Genomic DNA, 21891 nt, shown 5'->3' with positions numbered 1-21891 from the left:
CTTTACCTCTCCTAGAGACATCGTTTTGCAATTTTGAAGGAAAAACGTCTTTGAAGACAGCTTTTCGTCTTCATCATAACAAACCCTAACCTCTTGAATAAATTGCTTATTAAATTCATTTGCTACGAGTTGTGTCGAGAATATCATGCTAAAAATGGCCAAAAAGCACCCACATATCTGATTGATATTTATCACAATGGGATTTAAGAAAGCTCGAACGCACATCTTGATAAGTTTTACTGCCTTTTGCAGAAGAAACGCCACCGCTTGCATATAAGTGCTAGAAAAATAAGAAGTAATTGGTAATGTCCTTATCAATTAGTAAATTGCTTTAAAGGGTCTATTTAAATGAACTATATCAAAAAGTCTGTATATACAGGAATCGTCTTATCACAGTTAATTTTTTCTCCACTATGTCTAAGTGCACAGTTAACGCCAAAACAAATAGATGCACTTGTTGAAAAAGCATCAAACGAGCTTAATGTGCCAGGAATTGCATTGGCAGTTGTAAAAAGTGGAGAAGTGATCCATGCAAAAGGCTATGGCGTTCAATCTATTGAAAGCAAAACTCCAGTAAATACGGATACCCTATTTCAGGTCGCGTCAATTTCAAAATCATTTGTAACTGCTGCATTGGCACTACTCGTAGATGAAAACAAACTCAGCTGGGACGATAAGGTCATTGATTACCTTCCGCACTTTCAAATGTATGATCCTTGGGTAACAAGAGAGTTTACTATTCGCGACTTATTAACTCATCGCTCTGGTTTGCCTCTGGGTGCTGGGGACTTATTACAATGGCCTGATGCACAGGCACACGCAACGCCTGATGAAATCATCTCAGCATTAAAGTATTTAAAACCAACCAGTTCATTTCGTTCTGAATATTCTTATGTCAATTTAATGTATATTGTCGCCGAAGAGGTGATACGCGCAATCACCAAGATGCCTTGGGACGAATATGTCGAAAAAGCATTATTAGCACCGCTTCAAATGACTCACTGTGTAGCAAGCCCGACTCGAATTAAAATACCAAGTAAACGTGCAATACCGCATATGGAAGTGGATGGTGAGCTCAAAACCACTTTTTTCAAAGATGATACCCAAATTAATTGTGACATAGCGGGTATGGCAAAGTGGGCACAGCTATTTCTTTCCAAAGGAAAACTGCCTAATGGGCAAAACTTACTGTCTGAAAAACAACACGCAGAGCTGTGGAAGCCAGTGACTTTAAAGAAAGTCTCTTATATTGATCAAAAATACGCGCAGACTCATTTCCAAGCATATGGATTAGGTTGGAATTTGATGGACTTTCATGGCCACTTGCATGTTTCTCATGGCGGCGCGGTACAAGGCATGACCTCACATATCGCTTTTTTACCTGAAAAAGATGTTGCTGTGATTGCGCTTACAAATCAATGGTCACGAGCAGCTCAAGGTCTAACCGCAACTATCCTAGAACACTATATTGAAGCAGAACCCACAAATTACATTGATGTGTACATAGAAGGCAACAAACGATACGAAGCCTACAAAAAACAGCAAAAGAAAACAGAAAAGCCTTTACAACTGAGCACAACCAAACCGCCTATTGCACTTGTTCAATATGCCGGTACTTACAAGGATAATTGGTATGGTACAGTGGATGTCACAGTAAAAGGCTCCGAGCTTAATATTAAGTTTTCTCGCGGTAATGCTTTAACTGGTAAGCTTGACCACCTAGAAGGCAACCGGTTCGTTGCAAAATGGCATGACCGAACACTGAATGCAGATGCTTTTGTAAACTTTGACGTCGACTTCGATGGTAAGGTCAGCGGATTCAAAATGAAAGCAGTAAGTAGTAGCACTGATTTTTCTTATAACTTTCATGATTTAGACCTAAAAAAAATCAGCGAGTAGCAGCAAGGCTTTGCGCTATCTTTTAGACTCAAATGAGCCCACTTATCATTCAGCAACAGTGGTAGGGTGGGCTCAACACAAAAAGCTTTTAGGCCAAGAACTTGCGTATAACTTAGTCTTTGCAACAAATTGCCTTAATTGATGTAGTTAAACCCTATCGCATTCCATACCCAAAAAACATATAAAAAGCTTAAACAGCTCAGCGTGAAAATCGAATAGAGAAGCTTGTGTATCCACCCTAATTCGGTCATACGCCAGATAAATGCCAATCCAACCAACTTTATTAACGTAGTAAAACCAACAACTAATACAAAGCAAAGTAGCAGTTTCACTTCAAGTGTCGGGAAATTTAATAAGAAATTATATTCGTCCAACACAAAACCGGAATTCATGAAAATAAAGCCAATCACAGTAACCAGTATCAAACCCGCAGAGATGCAGGCTGTATTTTCGAATATACTGAGGCGCTTAACCCGGCTCTTTCGATTGCCAGTGAGTATTAACATAGACAGAGCAAGTAATGAGGCGAGCACTAAAACAAAATAAAAGAAAAACGGGCTTTGCGACAAGCTCATCTTTTCATAGTCACCAGACCACATACTTGCAGAGAAGCGTGCTATTTCTCCTGAACTATCTGGATAAAAATAAAAAATAGAACCGTGATAAGACTCTGCTTGAAATACATTTTCTTGAAGTCGTTTTAGCTTAAATGACACGTTACTTCCCAAACGACGCATTTTCAAATCACCCTGTGCATCGAGAGAAATTGTCACTGAACTATCCAAGGCAGCCATTTTTTCTAACTGAGTGTAGGAGCGGCGGGTACTCAACCAAGATCCGGTATATTCGTCTAACTTACGCGTTGCAACAGGCACCGACAAAAACTGGCTATATGCACCTACTGAAGTAGGCTCGACTAACTTTAACGGTTTACTTTGATAGTACTTATTTAAAATAACTTTAGGTAAAGAGTCTGCTAAATGAGCGGCCCCGCCAACCATATTGCTTGCGATAAAAATACCCAGCTTTAACTCAGGATAAATGACCATATTAGATGAGAAAGTGAGCGTAGCCCCCGAATGGTGGTAGTATTGATGTCCTCTAAAGTGACCTTCAAACATACCATGAACGACATCTGCAGCGAGCGGTCTATCATTATACAGCCTGTGCTTCATGCTATCGTTGGTTAATGGCGTGACTAGTTGATTGTTTTCACGCATCAGGGCGCACATATACAGTGCCATATCATGTGCAGTTGAAGAGACCGCCCCAGCCCCGCCAATGTGTCCTAGAAATTCAAACGGCTTTACCAAATTGCGCCCAACAGTGTCTTTGAAATACCCCGTTGCCAGCTGTTGCCGCAGAGTATCATTCATATTGGCAGCACCATAGCTGCTACCAAGCGGCTCACGTAGCGTGGTATTTTGCATACTTAGAGGAGCAAACATGTTCTGCTTCATATAGGATGCCAAATCCATACCCGATTTTTGCTCTACCAAATACCCCAGCAAACCAAACCCATAATTTGAATAAGACATGTTATGACCAACAGGCCAAATTCTATTTGGCATATATTTAGCCAGATATTCAGGTGTACTTAGCATCTGCTCAGGCTGGTCGCTGATTAAATGACCTGCGTCCGCTTCTTCAAAGCCTGCTCGGTGGCTGAGCAAAGCTGCAATGGTTATTGGCGCTTCAAATGTATTAGGGATTTTGAATTCAGTGAGGTAGTCATTAATATCAACATCAAGGGCCAGTTTGCCCTGCTCTACCAATTGCATAACCGCGATGGCCGTCATGGTTTTAGTAATTGAACCTATACGGAACATGGTTGTATTGGGGTCGACTTTCTTTCGACTACTCACATCCGCATAGCCATAGCCTTTGAGCAACGCTACGTCGCCATCCTTAACAATGACAATGGTGACACCTGGTATTGAATGCTGCGTCATGCCACGCTCAATCAAAGAGTCGACATACTGCTCTAACCCGATTAACGCTTGCGTCTCAACTATTTTTTCACTGTCATCAATAGAAGCATTGGCATTTGCACTTTGAGCAGTAAAAAGGCTAGCGATAAAAACCAGAAACAGAAAAGTGGCTGTAGATAGCGAAATGGCTATTTGTGTCTTCATGTAGCAACCTTGCTTGTTTATCATTTTAATCAAAAATAGTGACCACTATATCCAAATGATAAAAGCAGTTCATAACACTCATGGCGTCAGTGTATATTTATATCACCAACATAAGAACACCTATTCTAATATAAACACCTAACAGAGCATTATGTACTTAGGTTTTAGACTACACTTTATCCGTTCTCCTAACTATAAACGTAGTCATGCCATTCTTTATGCAAAAAATCACACTTGACATTTTTCAACGCCTTTTCGACAGAAATTGGCTCATCGCTGTCAGCGATTGCCTTAAGATAGCTTTGCCTATCTTGTATGGCCTGTAAAATATCCGCCGAACCTTTAAATGCATTACCATGAGAAAGTAACAAAGTATAAGACGCATAGTTCTTGAGTAGCTCTAAAGAGTGCACATGTTTTTTTGCATTATCAACCTGCACTGAAGGCAATAAAGGCAATCCACCATTGGAAGTCATGACATCATCAGCGACGTGAATATATGCATCGTTGATAATTGTATACATGCCACAAATTACATGACCTTGTATTAACTTAAACGTCAAACGAAATGCCCCAAAAGATAACGCGTTTCCATCCATTATAGGGTTTACCCCCTCAAAGTAGTGGTGTCTTTCTTTAGGTATATATTTCTCTAAGGTCGACTTATATAAATAACTACCGTAAAGCTCAGGTGAATTAAGTACCGGCAGACCAGAAATATGATCTGGATGAAAGTGAGAAAAAACGACTTTTTTCACTTGGATACCTGTGTTAGCTAAATCATCTATCACTGCCTGAGCCTGTTCTTCAAAGGCCGTGTCAATCAACAGTGCTTCGTCATCTTGTATGAGCGCATAAATGTTAAATCCAAAATGTTGATTTTCAAATGGAGGAAACTGATATTGATAGAGCCCCTTTTCTAACTTAATTTTTTTCACAGTATTAATTCTATGTCCTTATATTTATGTTGAAATTAGTATGATATATATCGCTTGTTCACTGTCGTTTTGCGCTATGCATGTCGATATGACTTCACCTTATTGAAAAAGTCATTAACCCAGAAAGCTAGCCATACCCTCTAAACCTTCAAAAAGACGATTGAAGTGCCTTTTTCATCCACCAATCTCTCGAGAGCTTATATAGACAGTGTTTCTTTAGAGAGTTTGGGTAAGGTACATCTGGATGCTCAAACACAACATTGGTATTTATCATGTGTATTCTTTCCATTACTGCACGAGATGCAAAATTATCAACCACCGCAAATGATACGATTTCGTTTAATCCAATATCTTCAAAGCCGACTTTTAGCGCAGCCCCGGCCGCCTCTGTCGCATAGCCAAAGCCCCAATGTGGGCGTGCGAGTCTCCACAAAACTTCAACACAAGGTGAGCACGGCAAAGTGGCAGTCGGCTTATGCAAACCCACAATACCCACAAACTCACTGGTCTTACGCTGTTCTACTGCCCACACTCCCCATCCTTGTTGAACAAGCAAGGATTGACATGTTTTAGCAATAGAGTCGCTCTGAACTCGATTCAATGTACTAGGGAAAAACTTCATCACTTCAGGATCAGAAGACATTTTAGCAAACTCAGGGAAGTCACTTTCTTTCCATTGTCGCAGCTGAAGGCGTTTAGTTATGGGCTCAATTATCTCTGTCATACTTCCCTTGCTTAGCGCTCTGTCTATCTAATTCAATTTCGTGTCTGCTAGTAAATAGGAGCCAAAATAACATGCTATTCACTGCCTATATATGACCATAGAAACAATTTACTCTGCTAATCAATCTATTTTTATATATAAGCCTGTATCAACACGACTTTCACGTAGTTCCTACCTGAGAGTTATACCAAATACTGAGTGTAAAATTCTGCCAAGTTATAGAATAAAACTAATAAGGTAGATATTCACGCTAACACTGGAATTATCAATATAGGCGAAAAGCGCACATCACCTCACAAAAACTTCTGCATATAAACCTAATACAACTCAGTTAATATAACTAATTTTAACTTAGGAAAATATTTTCTAGCTTTCTATGTTACCTTTGAGTATTAAATACTGAGCTTGATATAGCCTCAACATACTCAGAAACACCCCGCTCACTTAGAGGACAACATGAGTAAAGCGTTTAATTTCATAAAAAAATCTAATCACGTCTTATTCTTTTTGGCAGTGACACTTTTTATTGTCGTCATTTCTGTCGAGTTTATTTCGAAATTCTTCGACCATAAATATGAGCCACCAAAAATTGCACTGGTCGATAACAGTGATACCCAAGAGCAAATTAAACAAACACAGTACACAAAAGAGTATTCAACGAAGTTAAAAGGTGTGTACATTTTTGAGTTGATCTCCAAAGAAATTGATATTACTCAACATCATGACAGCGAGATTTATTCTATGTTTACAGGCCCAAAAGTGTCGCACGACTTATATAACGGACACTTCTTATCCAGAAACGCCGTTAACTTGATGTTTGTTAGAGAAAATAGCAAACCGCATATGTTATTGCGAAAAGACGGACTAATGCTTAAGTTTTTAAAGGCAAGATTCTCATCAAGTGAAGAGGAGCACTTATTAAATAAAAACATTTACCTGATCATTAATGAAGACACTAATCAAAATGGGTATCTTGACCATGAAGATTCAGCCAAGTTATTTACCTCAACCTTTGATGGCAAAGACTTAAGACTCATATTGGAAGACGTCAGATCATTTAGATTGATTGAAAATAATAAGTTGCTTATATCGCAACAAGGCCAATCTCCCCAGTTTTATACTTTTGATTTGACCAGCTCCACCTTATTGGGCTTGGATACATCAATCAAAACATCCCGAGAGAAAATTTAAAATCTAATTGATATAAACATAAAATCAAATTGCACTCCTAGCTGGCGCTTGTATAGCAAGTTTTCAGAGCCAAATCGTCATTCATGATGCGAGCTTAACTGATTACTAAACGCCCAATAGTGGTAGATGCTTCCTCTGCTGATAAGTAAGCGCTAATTCTAAGCAGTGCTTAATGATGGTCTGTGGCAGTGGCTCCGCAACAGAGAGTACTATTGCTCTATTGCCATTAAATTCAAGTGTTTCACCGTATAACACTCGAAAGGTATCAACCAACTTTGTTTGGCAATGAAAATACAGAAAGTAATTGTGTGGTGTTTTGGGCTTCCAATCGATTCTTACTGGGCTACCTACTTTTACTTTATAGCTAGGCTCTCCCCATTTAAGAGACTCTTCAACGTCACCTAAATCGAGTTCATTGGCAACTTGGAAAACTAACTCGCGAAGTAATTCAAGCTGGACTCGTACATGCTCAGGGTATTGCTGCCAGCATGCTTTAACCGCCCTATCCATTTATAAACTCCACTGTTATCCCTATTCACCTAAATTACAAAATATAAACCAAAAAACCAATAGACAATCAGCATAAACGCTTTAATAGATCTAGGTTAATTGAATTCACCCACAATCATAAAAAACCCAAGCCACTGATAAGTTTGGATATAATTCAAATCATCAAACTGTAATCAAAAAATCATAGGGAGTTCAAGTCCACCTTTCTTATTTCATTATAGTAATTAGCAGCAGATGAATTGGCGTGAATAATTACGAGTGTAAATCACCTCAATCCAATCTAAATAATAATTACCAATAAAGTAACAAGGATAAAGAATGACTCTAAAATGCGCAGTGAAAAGCTTACTCACCATTGCTGTCTTATCCAGCTATAGTGGCCTTGCCTCAGCAAGCAATAAAGAGAATACGCACTTAGCACCTGAAGTTGCAAAAGCAGATATACACATTGGTTATACAGAAACTCCCTTTCTTAAAAAAGCATTTATCGATACATCTCCGGAAAATAGACAGGATGGGATCTCCGTAGGCAAGCTAGGTAACTCTGGGGCTGATAAACAACAGATCATACAGTTTGCAAAAGAGCTTGCAGCCTATGAGCACGGACATTACGACAGCCTTTTAATCTCCCACAAAGGAAAACTGGTTTTTGAATCCTATTATGCAAAAGGCCGGGTAAACCTACCTCATTATCAGGCCTCAGTCACAAAAACCTACACGGGTTTAGCGCTCGGTCGGGCCATTCAATTGGGCTACCTTTCCATGGATGACTTAGACAAGCCAATAACGAGCTTTCTAACCAAATTAAACTTAAAAGGAGCAATTAAAAAAGGCGCCGATAAAGTGACTTTGCGTCACGCATTGACCATGACTTCAGGTATTCGAACCAATGATGAGCAAAGGGCACAGATAAATAAGTTACCAAACCAATTAATGGGCCAAAAAGAAATTCAAACAATACTAAATTACAGCACACCCGTCACCAAAGACTCACAAACATTCAAGTACGGCTATGGTCCGCTACTGGTTATGCACGTCCTCGAAGCGGTCGTTCCGGGCTCAGCAAAAGACTTCATCAAAAAAGAGTTACTCGACAAGATGGGGATCAGCAATTATCGATGGAGAACGAATGGAGCTTCAGGTTTGCCAGAAGCGGGATGGCGTACCAACATGACCTCACGAGATATGGTCAAATGGGGCATGCTAGCTATGAACAAAGGTAAATGGCAAGGTGAGCAGCTCATACCTGAAAAGTTTATCACTGATGGTACTAGCAGACTTGTCATTACCGGTGATGATGAAGTGCATTGGGGCGGTAAAGATGTATCTAAACAAGGTTACGGCTATCTGTGGTGGGGAGTAGATTTAAAAGTTGGGGATAAAAAATATTTAGGGGTTTCAGCTCAAGGCGGCAACGGTCAAATCATTATGATCATTGAAGAGTTAGACCTACTGATTGTGCACACAGCCAACGATAACAGTATTGCGTTCAAGCAGGTCATTGCTGAAAAAATTCTGCCAGCATTTATTTAAACGCAAAGCTAAAAAGTTGAGGTACTAGACAAGCCACTTAACTTACACCGTATTGTATTGCTTTGGTTAAGTGGCATACTCAAAGAAGATCCACATTTAGGGCATATATTGAAAATGCCCTACTTTCAAAATTCAGTGCTTATTGCCTTTGAACTAGGCTAAACCAATTTCCAGAGTTATCCAGCGCCATCGCTTCAACACCGTACAGCTGATCTGTTGGCGGTTGAATAAACTCCACACCACTCGAAACAAGTTCTTCGTACGTTTTTTGGCAGTTTTCTGTTTCAAAAACACCCGCACCAAATGCGCCTTCTTCAATTAGACTCCGTATTTTCTCCGCCGCGTCCTTGTTAAACATAGGCCCTTCTTTAGGCTCTGCCAATACTAATTGGAGTTCGGGTTTAGATTTCGGGTGCACGGTCAACCATCGAAAACCGCCCTCCACTTTCATATCATCTCCCACTTCAAAACCAAGCTTGTTTTTATAAAAATCAAGCGCGTCTTCCTGATTGAGAACATAGATTGTTGTATGTGCTATGGATGTGATCATTTATATATTCCTTATTTGTTCAATCATCTTCATCATACAAAAATAATCACAAGAATATTTCTTCAATCTTGCTCATTTCGTCAATTTACCCAAAAAGTGATATGCATAGCACGCAGGTATCGCCTGAGCAGGAAAGCAATAGGCTTCTGCTGATAAAGCCCATAACTTACGTCGATATGAAGTCGGCGCTACACCAACTTGTTTTACAAATAAAGATGAAAAGCTACCTAGGCTTGCATAACCCACTTTTTCACAAACCTCAGAGACACTACACTGTTCTGTAATAAGCATTCTCTTTGCTTGCTCGACTCTAAGCCGGATCAAATAATCATTGGGTGTTTCACCATACGTGTCCTTAAAAACACGCAAAAAATGGTATGGGGACATACATGAGTGTTTTGCGATATCGGATAAGCTAAGAGGTTCAGGGTAATTGTCTACAATAAAATCCCTGCTATCGCTGAGTCTCTTATATTTGTTGCTGCTAGCCATGAACATATCCTTTTACTAAAGCGCATTCATAATACACCATTAAAGCATGCGAAGCGCCACGACCCAAAGCAATCATCAGCCCTTACAAAATACTCTATTTTTTTGGGCTTGCTTAAGTTGTATTAGAACCAAATATCAATCAAAAAATCCTATAACTACTAAGCGCTCACCGAATTCATCTCTAAACGACTATTGCCACTTCTAGATAATATCAGTATGTCGTTTCAAAGCAGAGAATATGAAAGTGGCAGTCTTTTAAATAAAGATACTAAAGCATTGTGCGATTGCAGTATGTCGCCTTCTCAAAATCATCAACGTTCATGGCGATATTTGGTACGTGTGGGAACATTTCAACAAGTTTTGATACGACAGCCTGAGATAATGCCGTCTTTTGCTTTTCTGTTCGACCTTGCATGATGGAAGCAAACACATGAATAAACTCCTCTCGTTTGTTGCCAACTGAGTACTTTTTAAAAGGGTTAATTCTCACTTTAATGTCATTGTCATCAAATAATTGAGTCGCGCTCGCTACCAAAAAAACTTTCTCAAGAATAAACTCTTCATCATGCATTTTTAGAATGCCTTCTGAGCAATCCATTACAAAATGTGGCATGTATACTCCTATCTATTATTGTTTTACCTGCGTTCAATCCAAACACACTAAGTCTCAGATCCTAAAAAATATGACTCTACTATTCAGCCTAGCTTACCGCCTTATCTATCAAGTTTAAACGTTTCTTACTTCCCAAATACTAAGTCGAAGCTTTCACCTGAATTTAGCCTGTCTACTTTCTCCTATCGCTTTTTAGGGTCAACATTTTCAAGAGCAACTCTCGAAGCTTAGTAAGCCGATATACCTGTTAAGAGAAGCTTTTGAACGACATCACTTCGTTCATGTGCGAATGATCAATATCTAGATATTCAAGAATAAGAAAAGACAGTACTCAAAATAAGTATCTGACCCCTTAAGTAACCATGGCTTTATCTTAAAGTACTTTTTTGAAAAACTCGCTCGGTTAAAATCTTCAGCGTATGTATTTTCATGTGTAGTAAAGGCTATATTAAATTTTCATTCTTTCTAAAGTAAATTATAAGCTTTTAAGTGACCAAAAATCTCACCACAAACCCACCATCAAATCGAAAAAGGCATAAAACCCCGTAAAAGAAAATGAATTTAGATAAATATATTTATAATTAAAAGAAAGCCACAAACTAAAAAACTGAAAATACAAAAATAAATTTTAAAATAAAAAAGAAAAACCAGCCCAAAAACACCAACAATAAAAATATAAACTTAAAATAAAAAATAAGTGTATATTTTATCATTTACACAATTATACTATATCGTTAACTTAACTGCGTATACGGAGCATTTTCGCTCTGATAAGCTATTGGCATAAACTTCTGGAGTATACAATTGACACATAAACCAACTTTTTCTGTAGCTGCATTGCTCTCTTTCTTTTTAATTGGCTGTGGTGGTGGCAGCAGCAGTAACAACAATAGTAATACAAACAGCTCTTCTTCCACGACAAATATTGTAACTTATACCTTAACGACCAATATTGTCGGATCTGGTAGAGCCATTGACCCTGCAAAAACAGTGCGAGCCGATGGTGACACTCGCTTCTTACTAGAGCCAGATGAAGGCTACTATGTCGCCTCAGCTACTGGGTGTGGTGGTACACTGTCTGACAACTGGTATAGCATTGAAAGTATGCAGTCAGGCTGTACTGTTGATATTATATTTAAACCTCGTGTCGAACTCAGTTCATTGGATATAGATCCTGTACTTACTCAATGTTTATCTGAACAAGGCGACTACAAGTTCGCCGATGAAGTTACTTCCATTGACTGTCATCAGCCCATAGAAAACACGGAAGCCATTAAGCATTTTACAAAGCTTCAGTACTTAGAACTTCATAATCAAAGCTTTACAAACATCAATATTTCAGAAAACCCAGAGCTGTATTTGCTTGAGATCTCTAGCCCACTCCTTGAAACGCTTGATATTTCAAACAACACCAAACTAGAATGGCTAAGGATCGATGATAGTCAATTAAATTCTTTGGATATCTCTAACAACACACATCTCATAGACCTTGCTATTTCCAGTGGGCAACTAAAAGCGCTCGATGTCACAAAGAATAAAAAACTCAAAATCTTGTCTGTAGGTGCGGCTCAATTAGAAACCTTGGATGTATCTAAAAACATCGAGTTGTACTCTTTGTCTATCAACAGCCAAGTGCTGTCAAATATTGACATTAATACGAATATAAACCTTGAACATTTATATATTGAAAATGCATTTATTTCCAGTTTACAACTCTCTGCCAACCTAAAACTTAACTCTTTATCGCTCAGCGAAGCCAATATTACTCAGCTAGATCTGTCACAAAACTCTGAATTACATCATGTGTTTATAACACACACCCCACTAACCACTTTAAACTTAACTAACTTGCAAAACTTGGAGCATTTAGAGCTATTTGACAACCAACTAATAAACTTAGATCTTTCAGATGCTCAACACCTGACATTTTTAACAGTATCAAAAAACCAACTATCTGAGATCGACCTCAGTAAGAATACTGACTTGAAGAATGTAAATTTATCTTCTAATGCGCTAACAAACATTAATTTAGAGAATAATCCGCATGTGCAATCACTCAATCTCACGAATAATGCATTAAACACAATTAAACTGTCGCAAAATCCAGAGTTGTTGGAATTGCGACTGGCGGATAACAAGCTTTCGACATTAGATTTAACGGGGCTACCTAATCTCTCAAAACTCTTTGTAGAGAATAACCAACTGACTCAACTGGACATCTCGCGCAACCCAATGCTTACAGAGTTTCACCTGTTAAATAACCAACTTACAAAACTTAGTTTCCCTATTAATGAATTGCTTACTGAACTATCCGTCTCTGGCAATGGTTTTACAGAACTGGACTTTTCAAACTTTAAAGCACTTGAAAAACTGTCAGTTTCAGACCCCAAACTTGAAACCATTAAACTAGATGCAAATGCTAGCCTGACAGAATTAAGCGTATTTTCGGATAATTTGCAAACAATAGATGTGTCAAAAAATACCGCTCTATCCCAATTAACACTTGAGAGCAGCACCCTTACAACACTGAATGTTGAAAATAATACAGCGTTAAATACACTGCAAATATTCAGTTCAGAGCTTGATGAACTCGACATTTCTTCAAATAAATCATTGCAAGATCTGCATGTTCAAGCTTGGGGAATGGACCGCCTCAACACATCTAACAATGAGCAGCTTCACAACCTTCATGTTTATAGTGATGAGCTCGCTTCACTCGACTTATCTAACAACTCGCAGCTTCAGCAACTGACTGTATATGCTCACGGACTAACACAGCTTGACCTTTCTGCCATACCGGATCTCATAGAGCTCCGTATTAGCTCTTACATAAAAGACATAGACTTGTCTCATTTAACACGGCTTACTAGTCTAGATCTAAGCAATATACAAATAAATGACTTAGACTTATCTGCTCACTCTCAGCTCAACTCATTATCGCTAAGTTACTTGCCACTAAAGAAACTTGACCTGTCTGGTATGCCAGAGCTCTACTCTCTTTCTGTCAATGGGTTACAACTTACTTACCTTGGTCTTGACCTTGAACACAATACAAAACTGAGTTACTTGGATGTTAACGGCAATGCTTTGACTGAGCTAGATATCTCCAATAATCCGGAGTTGACAATCCTATACGCCTCGAACAACAATCTAACCAATATAGACTTATCTAACAATGTGCTTTTATCGTATTTATCGTTGGAATATAACCAACTTTATCAATTGGATATCAGCGACAATATCGCCTTATCCTCTTTATACGTTTCGAATAATCAACTAACCGAAATTGACCTATCCAACAACTTACTACTGGAAAGAGTTACATTATCTAACAATAAGCTTCAAGAATTAGACATAACCCAAAATACTGAATTGTACTATCTAATTGCACCCTCTAACAAGTTAACGACTTTGGATATCTCAGATCAATCTAAGTTAGAGACACTAATTGTAAACGATAACAAACTAAAGACGTTAACAGTAACAAATGCACCTGCGTTATCATATCTTTATACCTCTGACAACTTACTCACATCTATTAACCTTGAGGGAGCGAACGCACTCAAGACGCTTAATGTTGATAATAACCAATTAGCAGAACTTGCGTTATCTTCAGCCTCAGCACTACAAAATTTGGATGTATATTCAAATCAACTAACACAACTTGACCTGAGTAATAACCCATTACTGACTAAAGTCAATATAAGCAACAATCACTTATCATCACTGATTTTGGGAAGCCATGACTCCCTAATTGAACTAAAAGCAGAGAATAACCAACTTTCAGAACTTGCGTTATCTTCAGCCTCAGCACTACAAAATTTGGATGTATATTCAAATCAACTAACACAACTTGACCTGAGTAATAACCCATTACTGATTAAAGTCAATATAAGCGACAATCACTTATCATCACTGATTTTGGGAAGCCATGACTCCCTAATTGAACTAGAGGCAGTGAATAACCAACTTTCAGAGCTCACTCTAGCCTCTATCCCATCTCTCATTACTCTTAATATAGACTTCAACCTGTTGACTGACCTAGATACCACTGCAAATCCTTCATTGCAGACATTACATGCAAGTAACAATAGTTTGAACAAACTTACCATAGCCGCTAACTCAATGTTGTCTGAGCTACATTTGAACGATAATCAACTAAGTGCACTAGACTTATCAGGACAACCAGAGCTAACCCACGCATATTTATTCGAAAACAATATCGCTCAGCTGAATATAACCAAAAGTACGGCATTGACAATGTTAGCAGCCAGCAATAACGAGCTTACGCAACTCAATACAAGTGATAACAGTGCACTTGTAGAGTTATATCTGGACAGCAACAAATTAACCACTGTCGACCTCGCAAATAATAGCCAATTAAGCTACCTCCAGTTACATAACAACGAATTGTCTGAAGTCGATATCAGTTCAATTGAAGAACTATATAATTTGACCCTCGACTACAATGTTTCTTGTACTGGTAATATGTGCTTTATGGCGTATTACTACTAACCGACAAATAAGCAACTGACACACTGAGTGTGTTAGTTGCTAAAAGTAGTGGCTGTAGTGGCCCAATAAATTTGGCCACCTGATTAGAGGTGATAGAATCACCATAACTGATTTGGTGCAAGTATGACTAAAAGAACTCGTCCAACTTATTCTCCTGAATTTAAACTTGAAGTAGCTCAGAGAAACGCTTCGTGAGAGATGTTGCCGAGTAGATGGGACTAGGTAAACCCACTGCCGATAAATGGGCTCGCCAACAAAAAGAAGAGCCTAATGGTAACCTCACAAGTGCGAACCCGCTGACCCCTGACCAACTTAAAACCCGTGCACTTGAACACAAACTCAGCGCCTAGAATAGGACAATGAGACCCTAAAAAGGCTTCAGCTCTTTTGATGTAAGACTCCATCAAAGGTTTACCCTGATCCCCTCCCTTCTAGAGAGAAGGCCTGTGAAGCGCTTGTGTTCGGTATTTAAAGCGCAGCGTAGCAGTTTTACCTATATTGGCGTGAAACACTAAGTACCATAACGCCTGAGCGGCTACGTTTAATTGCCAAAATGAAACGTTGGTTTGGGCTAAGTCATAGCTTAGCAAGTCAATGAACTTTAGTTCAGCTGCTCACAAAATCTGGCTTAAAAGCAAGTCGTTGGTTGGTAACTAAGTTGATGAAACAAGTGGGACTAGTTAGACGTCAAATGCCAACACATAAGTATGCAAGAGCAGAAAAAGAACTCGTTAGCATGCCGAATTTATTGAAAAGAGAATTTAGCACAAAAGAACCAGTTCAAGTCTAGTGTGGCTCTCGTGGGCTTTATCTGTCAATTTTAATCGACCTATATGCTCGCAAAATTGTTGGCTGGGCAACGTCAGCGAAACCAGACAGTGAACTAATGAAAAGGCTTTGAGAATGGCTTATGAAAACCGAGGTAATCAAAAGCGGATACTAATCCATAGTGATAAAGGCTGTCATTATACTAGCAAGAGTTTAAGTCAGTTACTCTGGCGTTATGACATACAACAAAGTCACTCTCGTAGGGGAAACCGTTGGGATAACGTGCCAATGAAACGCTTTTTTAGGAGTTTAAAACCCGAGAGGATGCCTATTACGGCTATCGAAAAGCTCACCATAAACCCACAACCAACTCGAACAGAATATAAAAAACAGAAGAGAAATAAATTTAGATAAATATATTTATAATTAAAAGTAAAACGCACGCTACAAATCATTAAAAAATGAAAAAACAAAAGCCCGCATAATTAAAACTAGGAACCCCCTCCATAACCCAAAAATAAAAGTACACGTTAGGTTTTAAATAGAGCCAGTAATAAGGCATTAAATTTAACCAAACAAAACCCAAAAAAAACATTAAAGTTACAAAAAAATCATGTTCGTATCTTTTTTAACCTCAATATTGTACCATATTGCGCATTATTGCCTTCTTATTCAGAACGCTCGCGCTCTGATAAGCTATCGACATAAACTTCTGGAGTACCCAATTGACACATAAACCAACTTTTCCTGTAGCTGCATTGCTCTCTCTGTTTTTAATTGGCTGTGGCGGCGGCAGCAGTAACAACAATAGTGATACAAACAGCTCTTCTACTACGACAAATATTGTAACTTATACCTTAAATACCAATATTGTCGGTTCTGGTAGAGCCATTAACCCTACAAAAACAGTGTATGCCGATAGTTACACTCGCTTGTCACTAGAGCCAGATGAAGGCTACTATGTTGCCTCAGCTACTGGGTGTGGTGGTACACTGACAGACAACTGGTATAGCATTGAAAGCATGCAGTCAGACTGTACTGTTGATATTGTATTTAAACCTCGTGTCGAACTCACTTCATTGGATATAGGCCCTGTACTCACTCAATGTTTATCTGAACAAGGCGACTACAGGTTTGCCGATGAAGTTACTTCAATTTTCTGTTATCAGCCCATTGAAAACACAAAAGCCATTGAGCATTTTACAAAGCTTGAATATTTAGAGTTGTATGAGCAAAATTTTACCAGCCTAAACACTTCCGAAAACCCTGAGCTGCGTTCACTTGTCATTTTAAGCCCACTCCTTGAAACGCTTGATATTTCAGGCAACACCAAACTCGAATCGCTAAGGATCGATGGTAGTCAATTAAACTCTTTGGATATCTCTAACCACACAGATCTCGTAAACCTTGCCATTACCAGCGGACAACTTAGAGCGCTAGACGTCACAAAGAATGCAAAACTTAACTCCTTATCTGTAAATGCTGCTCAATTAGAAACCCTGGATGTGTCTAAAAACCTTGAATTGAGCAACTTGTCAGTCTCCAGCCAAGTGCTACCCGATCTTGACGTTAATACGAATATAAATCTTGGCAGCTTAATTATTAATAATGCACCAATAACCAACCTACAGCTATCAAATAACCCAAAACTTAGCCGATTATGGCTCTACGAAGTAGATGTTACTCAGCTAGAACTGTCACAAAACTCTGAATTAAATGATTTATCGATCATACATACCCCAATAACCACTTTAAATTTAACTAACTCGCTGAACTTGGACCGTCTAGAGCTTTATGAAAACCAACTAATAAACTTAGATCTTTCATATGCTCAACACCTGACATTTTTGACAGTATCTAAAAACCAACTATCTGAGATCGACCTCAGTAAGAATAATGAATTGGTGATTGTCAATTTATCTTCTAATGCGCTAACAGACATTAACTTAGAGAATAATCCGCATTTGCAATCACTCGATCTCACGAGTAATGCATTAAATACAATTAAACTATCGCAAAATCCAGAGTTGTCCGAATTACGACTGGCGGATAACAAGCTTTCGGCAGTAGATTTAACGGAGTTACCAAATCTCTCCAAACTCTTTGTAGAGAATAACCAACTGACTCAACTGGACATCTCGCGCAACCCAATGCTTACAGAGCTTCATCTGTTAAATAACCAACTTACGAAACTCAGTTTTCCTGTTAACGAATTACTTACTGAACTAGCCGTTTCTGGCAATGGTTTTACCGAACTGGACTTTTCGAACTTTAAAGCCCTTGAAAAACTGTCAGTTTCAGATCCCAAACTTGAAACCATTAAACTAGATGCAAATGCTAGCCTGACAGAATTAAGCGTATTTTCGGATAATTTGCAAACAATAGATGTGTCAAAAAATACCGCTCTATCCCAATTAACACTCGAGAGTAGCGTCCTTACAACACTTAATGTTGAAAATAATACGGCATTGAAAACACTGTTAATATACCGCTCAGAGCTTAATAAACTCGACGTTTCTTCAAATAAATCGTTGCAAAAGCTGTATGTTCAAGCATGGGAAATGGACCGCCTCAACACATCTAATAATGAGCAACTTCAAAGCCTTTCTATTTATAGTGATAAGCTCACTGCGCTCGACTTATCTAACAACTCGCAGCTTGATAAACTAAATGTTCATGCTTACAGACTTACACAGCTTGACCTTTTGGCCACGCCAGATCTAAAAGATCTCAGTTTATTGGGTAGCCATGACATACAAGACATCGAGTTATCTCATTTAACACAGCTTACTAGTCTGAGTCTAACCAATATACAGATAAATGACTTAGACTTATCAGCCCACTCTCAGCTCAACTACCTATCGCTTCAGAGCTTACCACTAGAGACACTGAACCTATCTCATGTGCCTGAGCTCAATTCTCTTGTTGTCATCGGGTCATACGTAACAAACCTTGGCCTTGAACACATTACAAAACTGAGTTTCTTGGATGTTAGCGACAATGCTTTAACAGCGCTAGATATCTCCAATAATCCGGAGTTGACGACCCTATACGCCTCGAACAATAAACTAACTAATATTGACTTGTCTAACAATGTGCTTTTAACGTATTTATCGTTGAATAATAACCAACTTACACGGTTGGATACTAGCAATAATAGCGCCTTATACTATTTAGATGTTTCGGGCAATAAACTAACCGAGGTTGACCTATCCAACAACATGAATCTGGAAGGTATCACATTGTCAAATAATAAGCTTCAAGAGTTAGACTTAACCAGCAATGTTGAATTAAATTATCTGAGTGCTGATTTTAACGAGTTAACATCTCTAAACCTATCGAATAAATCAGAGTTAGGGACGCTTAATGTAAATTATAACAAACTAGATACATTAGACCTCGCCAATACACCTGCACTCGAATATATCTATGCCACTGGTAACTTACTTACATCTATCAACTTGGCAGGAGTTGAGGTGCTCAAAGAACTTCATGTTAGTGATAACCAGCTTTCAGAGCTCATACTACCGCCCAGTCCATATCTCATTACTGTGGATGCGAACTACAATCAACTGACTCAACTTGATACCACTGCAAACTCCGCATTGAAGACATTATATGCAAGCGGTAATAAATTGACCAAGCTTGATATAGCAACCAACTCAGTCTTGAGTACAATATATGTGGACGACAACCAACTAAGTGAACTTGATTTGTCAGAGCAGCCTGAACTAACCTACGCAAAAGTGAGTCGAAATAATATTGCCCAACTCAATATTACCCAAAGTGAGGCATTAACAAATTTAATAGCTGACAACAACGAACTTACGCAGCTAAATACGAGTGATAATAGTGCACTTGTAGAGTTATATTTAAACAACAACAAGTTAACCACTGTCGACCTCGCAAATAATAGTCAATTAAGCTACCTCCAGTTACATAACAACGCATTGTCAGAAGTCGATATCAGCTCTAATATGTCTCTTTCTTATTTAACGCTTGACTTAAATGTATCTTGTATAGGTGATTTTTGCTTTGTAGCGTCTTACTACTAGCCTAAAAATTAGAGACCGGCACACTCCGTGTGCCAGTCTCTATATTTACCTATGCGATTTAATTCAGCTTCAGATTAGAAGAACAAAATAATTGTCAATGCCATAATGGAATGTGATACTTGAATATAATTATTAGCCGCACAAATGAACCTAATGTTTAGAAAGTAATTCTAGCTCAATTGCTTATTTATGCTAAATTTCGTTTATATTGAGGAACAGTTCAAATGGTTCAGCCATTAGCCAAAACTATTTTGAGATCATACCCTTCCCAATACATCTCGGGCTACTACAACCGCTACCGGCCTCACAAACACAATGATGGTTGCTCGCCAATCATGAAACAACGGCAGTATTGGGAATAATTATAACTAGGTGACCAAAAAGTATTAATTACTACATTTCCTTACTCTTCTTCAAGAACAAAATTACCATAGATTTGTCTCATCATTTAACACTTTACTTGGCTCTTGAGATAACAGTACCTTATCAGCATTAAAAGGGTTGCCAAAATAGATATTATACACATGCTTATAATATGCCCAAGTGTACTCTATAGAAGATCGCTCATTAGTAACAATCTTAATCCATGTATTCGGTTTTAGAACACAAACATGTTTAACATGACCTCTTTTGCCCCATTTCGAAACTAAGAGCTCTCCATTCAATACTTCGAGCTTAAAACCCAGCTGACGTTGCTAAATATCATTTATACATCTAAACTCAGACACCACAGGGTCACTAAAGTTACTATACTCTGAATATTTAACTTTATATAAGAATACACCTTGGGTTTCTGGCACACCCTTTATTGAATAATTTTCAGGGACTGCATTTCGTACTGCAGCTCTTGGATTACCGCGAGACTTTTTTGTCCAATACGTTTCTATATGCTGAATTATCGTATTCATAACACTTACATTAAAATTTATATAAATTGAAAGCAGCCATCGACGAACATTAGGAACAAACATAAGGCCTGCCGCGCCCATAATACTATAACAAATATTCAGTAGAAGTTAGGTATTCACTTACAGCCAATCGTTTTACTTTTTAAAGTCATTCTCACGTTTGTTAAGCACCGTATACCATTTCATATTCAGAACAATCTGAGCTGATAACCCGAAAGCCAAGCGCGTCATAAAGATTCTTTGCGGGGTTACTCTTGAGAACACTTAAGCCTACCGATAATTTGTCTTTTTTCGCTTTTTCACATAAATCAGTGATTAGATTCCTACCTATTCCAAAACCTTGATATGAAGGTAGTATTTGTATCTGAAAAATATACCATTGTGATTTTTCAGAAATGAAACTAGCTTTAAACAATCCAATATTTTCATTGTTAATTTGGATTATCTGGGCGTCTTCAAAATTATATTTTATGCGATAAAGATGCTCACTATCACTTATATCTACACCATCACTTAATAAATAGTTATCCATTGTTATTCGGCGCAGATCCAATAAAAAATCTAAATCACCGTCGTTGGCTTTGCGTAAAGTATAAATCATGTACTTTTTAAACCTTTTTTTGTTTTTAATATAAAATTATTGAATGTATTTTTAAAGTAGTAAATGACAAGCACAACTAACCTCAAAATCGTGCTCAAAACCGGACAGGCACTTCTTAAAGCGAACTGGAGAACAAATAGAAGAACAACTAGGACAGATATATTTTGAAGATGTCTCGAGTTAGGGCATTACTTACCCACCCTAAATTACCACTGAGCTTCAGCGAGGCGTGATAGTGGTTGTTTAATTAACTCAGCCCACCACGAACCATTCGCTGGAAATGGTCTCTTATCCAAAGCCAATTATCTGGCTTTTGTAAAGATACCTAACTCTCATAGCTCACCACAGTTCATTAAAGATATAGCAATACAAACCATCTTATCAATTTGTAGAAATACTCATTATTTTTTTGAACCGAAAATACTTAGGGGACGTATTACAGAGTCGTTTGGATAACAG

General features: G+C 38.2%; 16 protein-coding genes. 7 read left to right on the top strand and 9 right to left on the bottom strand.

The window, feature by feature from the left end; all coding sequences use genetic code 11:
- Positions 1–348: 348 nt before the first annotated feature.
- A complete protein-coding gene (locus AC2CZC_RS14920) occupies positions 349–1899 on the top strand; it encodes a serine hydrolase (RefSeq protein WP_484582393.1) in 1551 nt (516 codons plus the stop codon).
- A gap of 134 nt (positions 1900–2033) precedes the next feature.
- Here the strand turns inward: AC2CZC_RS14920 and AC2CZC_RS14915 are convergent, their stop codons facing one another.
- The 3 genes from AC2CZC_RS14915 to AC2CZC_RS14905 form a co-directional block, all read right to left on the bottom strand.
- Complete coding sequence (locus AC2CZC_RS14915) at positions 2034–4034, bottom strand: serine hydrolase domain-containing protein (protein WP_484582392.1); 2001 nt, start codon at positions 4032–4034, stop codon at positions 2034–2036.
- A 188-nt stretch (positions 4035–4222) separates the two neighbouring features.
- The gene (locus AC2CZC_RS14910; RefSeq protein ID WP_484582391.1) at positions 4223–4972 is read right to left on the bottom strand and encodes an MBL fold metallo-hydrolase; all 750 of its coding nucleotides are present in this window, start codon (positions 4970–4972) and stop codon (positions 4223–4225) included.
- Positions 4973–5120: 148 nt separating this feature from the next.
- Positions 5121–5696, bottom strand: a complete 576-nt coding sequence (locus tag AC2CZC_RS14905) for a GNAT family N-acetyltransferase (protein ID WP_484582390.1) — start codon at positions 5694–5696, stop codon at positions 5121–5123.
- A gap of 456 nt (positions 5697–6152) precedes the next feature.
- Between AC2CZC_RS14905 and AC2CZC_RS14900 the strand changes: the two genes are divergently transcribed.
- Positions 6153–6887, top strand: coding sequence for a hypothetical protein (locus AC2CZC_RS14900; RefSeq protein WP_484582389.1), 735 nt, complete (start codon positions 6153–6155; stop codon positions 6885–6887).
- Positions 6888–6992: 105 nt separating this feature from the next.
- On the opposite strand, the gene AC2CZC_RS14895 is transcribed toward AC2CZC_RS14900, so the two are convergent.
- On the bottom strand, positions 6993–7397 hold the full coding sequence (locus AC2CZC_RS14895; protein ID WP_484582388.1) for a DUF1801 domain-containing protein: 405 nt from the start codon (positions 7395–7397) through the stop codon (positions 6993–6995).
- Between the two features lie 318 nt (positions 7398–7715).
- Between AC2CZC_RS14895 and AC2CZC_RS14890 the strand changes: the two genes are divergently transcribed.
- Complete coding sequence (locus AC2CZC_RS14890) at positions 7716–8930, top strand: serine hydrolase domain-containing protein (RefSeq protein WP_484582387.1); 1215 nt, start codon at positions 7716–7718, stop codon at positions 8928–8930.
- A gap of 139 nt (positions 8931–9069) precedes the next feature.
- Here AC2CZC_RS14890 and AC2CZC_RS14885 read toward each other — a convergent pair whose 3' ends face one another.
- The 3 genes from AC2CZC_RS14885 to AC2CZC_RS14875 form a co-directional block, all read right to left on the bottom strand.
- Positions 9070–9480 carry a VOC family protein gene (locus tag AC2CZC_RS14885; RefSeq protein ID WP_484582386.1) on the bottom strand — a complete coding sequence of 137 codons (411 nt, stop codon included), beginning with the start codon at positions 9478–9480 and terminating at the stop codon, positions 9070–9072.
- A gap of 72 nt (positions 9481–9552) precedes the next feature.
- The gene (locus AC2CZC_RS14880; RefSeq protein ID WP_484582385.1) at positions 9553–9972 is read right to left on the bottom strand and encodes a helix-turn-helix domain-containing protein; all 420 of its coding nucleotides are present in this window, start codon (positions 9970–9972) and stop codon (positions 9553–9555) included.
- A 268-nt stretch (positions 9973–10240) separates the two neighbouring features.
- Complete coding sequence (locus AC2CZC_RS14875; RefSeq protein ID WP_484582384.1) at positions 10241–10585, bottom strand: 5-carboxymethyl-2-hydroxymuconate Delta-isomerase; 345 nt, start codon at positions 10583–10585, stop codon at positions 10241–10243.
- Positions 10586–11389: 804 nt separating this feature from the next.
- Between AC2CZC_RS14875 and AC2CZC_RS14870 the strand changes: the two genes are divergently transcribed.
- The 4 genes from AC2CZC_RS14870 to AC2CZC_RS14855 all read left to right on the top strand — a co-directional run bounded on the left by AC2CZC_RS14870 (position 11390) and on the right by AC2CZC_RS14855 (position 19923).
- The gene (locus tag AC2CZC_RS14870) at positions 11390–15100 is read left to right on the top strand and encodes a leucine-rich repeat domain-containing protein (protein WP_484582383.1); all 3711 of its coding nucleotides are present in this window, start codon (positions 11390–11392) and stop codon (positions 15098–15100) included.
- A gap of 212 nt (positions 15101–15312) precedes the next feature.
- Complete coding sequence (locus AC2CZC_RS14865) at positions 15313–15450, top strand: hypothetical protein (protein ID WP_484582382.1); 138 nt, start codon at positions 15313–15315, stop codon at positions 15448–15450.
- A 547-nt stretch (positions 15451–15997) separates the two neighbouring features.
- Complete coding sequence (locus tag AC2CZC_RS14860; protein ID WP_484582381.1) at positions 15998–16282, top strand: DDE-type integrase/transposase/recombinase; 285 nt, start codon at positions 15998–16000, stop codon at positions 16280–16282.
- Positions 16283–16593: 311 nt separating this feature from the next.
- The gene (locus tag AC2CZC_RS14855; protein WP_484582380.1) at positions 16594–19923 is read left to right on the top strand and encodes a leucine-rich repeat domain-containing protein; all 3330 of its coding nucleotides are present in this window, start codon (positions 16594–16596) and stop codon (positions 19921–19923) included.
- Between the two features lie 695 nt (positions 19924–20618).
- On the opposite strand, the gene AC2CZC_RS14850 is transcribed toward AC2CZC_RS14855, so the two are convergent.
- The gene (locus tag AC2CZC_RS14850) at positions 20619–20831 is read right to left on the bottom strand and encodes a hypothetical protein (protein ID WP_484582379.1); all 213 of its coding nucleotides are present in this window, start codon (positions 20829–20831) and stop codon (positions 20619–20621) included.
- A 163-nt stretch (positions 20832–20994) separates the two neighbouring features.
- Complete coding sequence (locus AC2CZC_RS14845) at positions 20995–21432, bottom strand: GNAT family N-acetyltransferase (protein WP_484582378.1); 438 nt, start codon at positions 21430–21432, stop codon at positions 20995–20997.
- Positions 21433–21891 lie beyond the last annotated feature (459 nt).

Source organism: Pseudoalteromonas sp. MMG033, from assembly GCF_057197785.1.
This window is presented reverse-complemented; position numbering and strand designations above follow the sequence as displayed.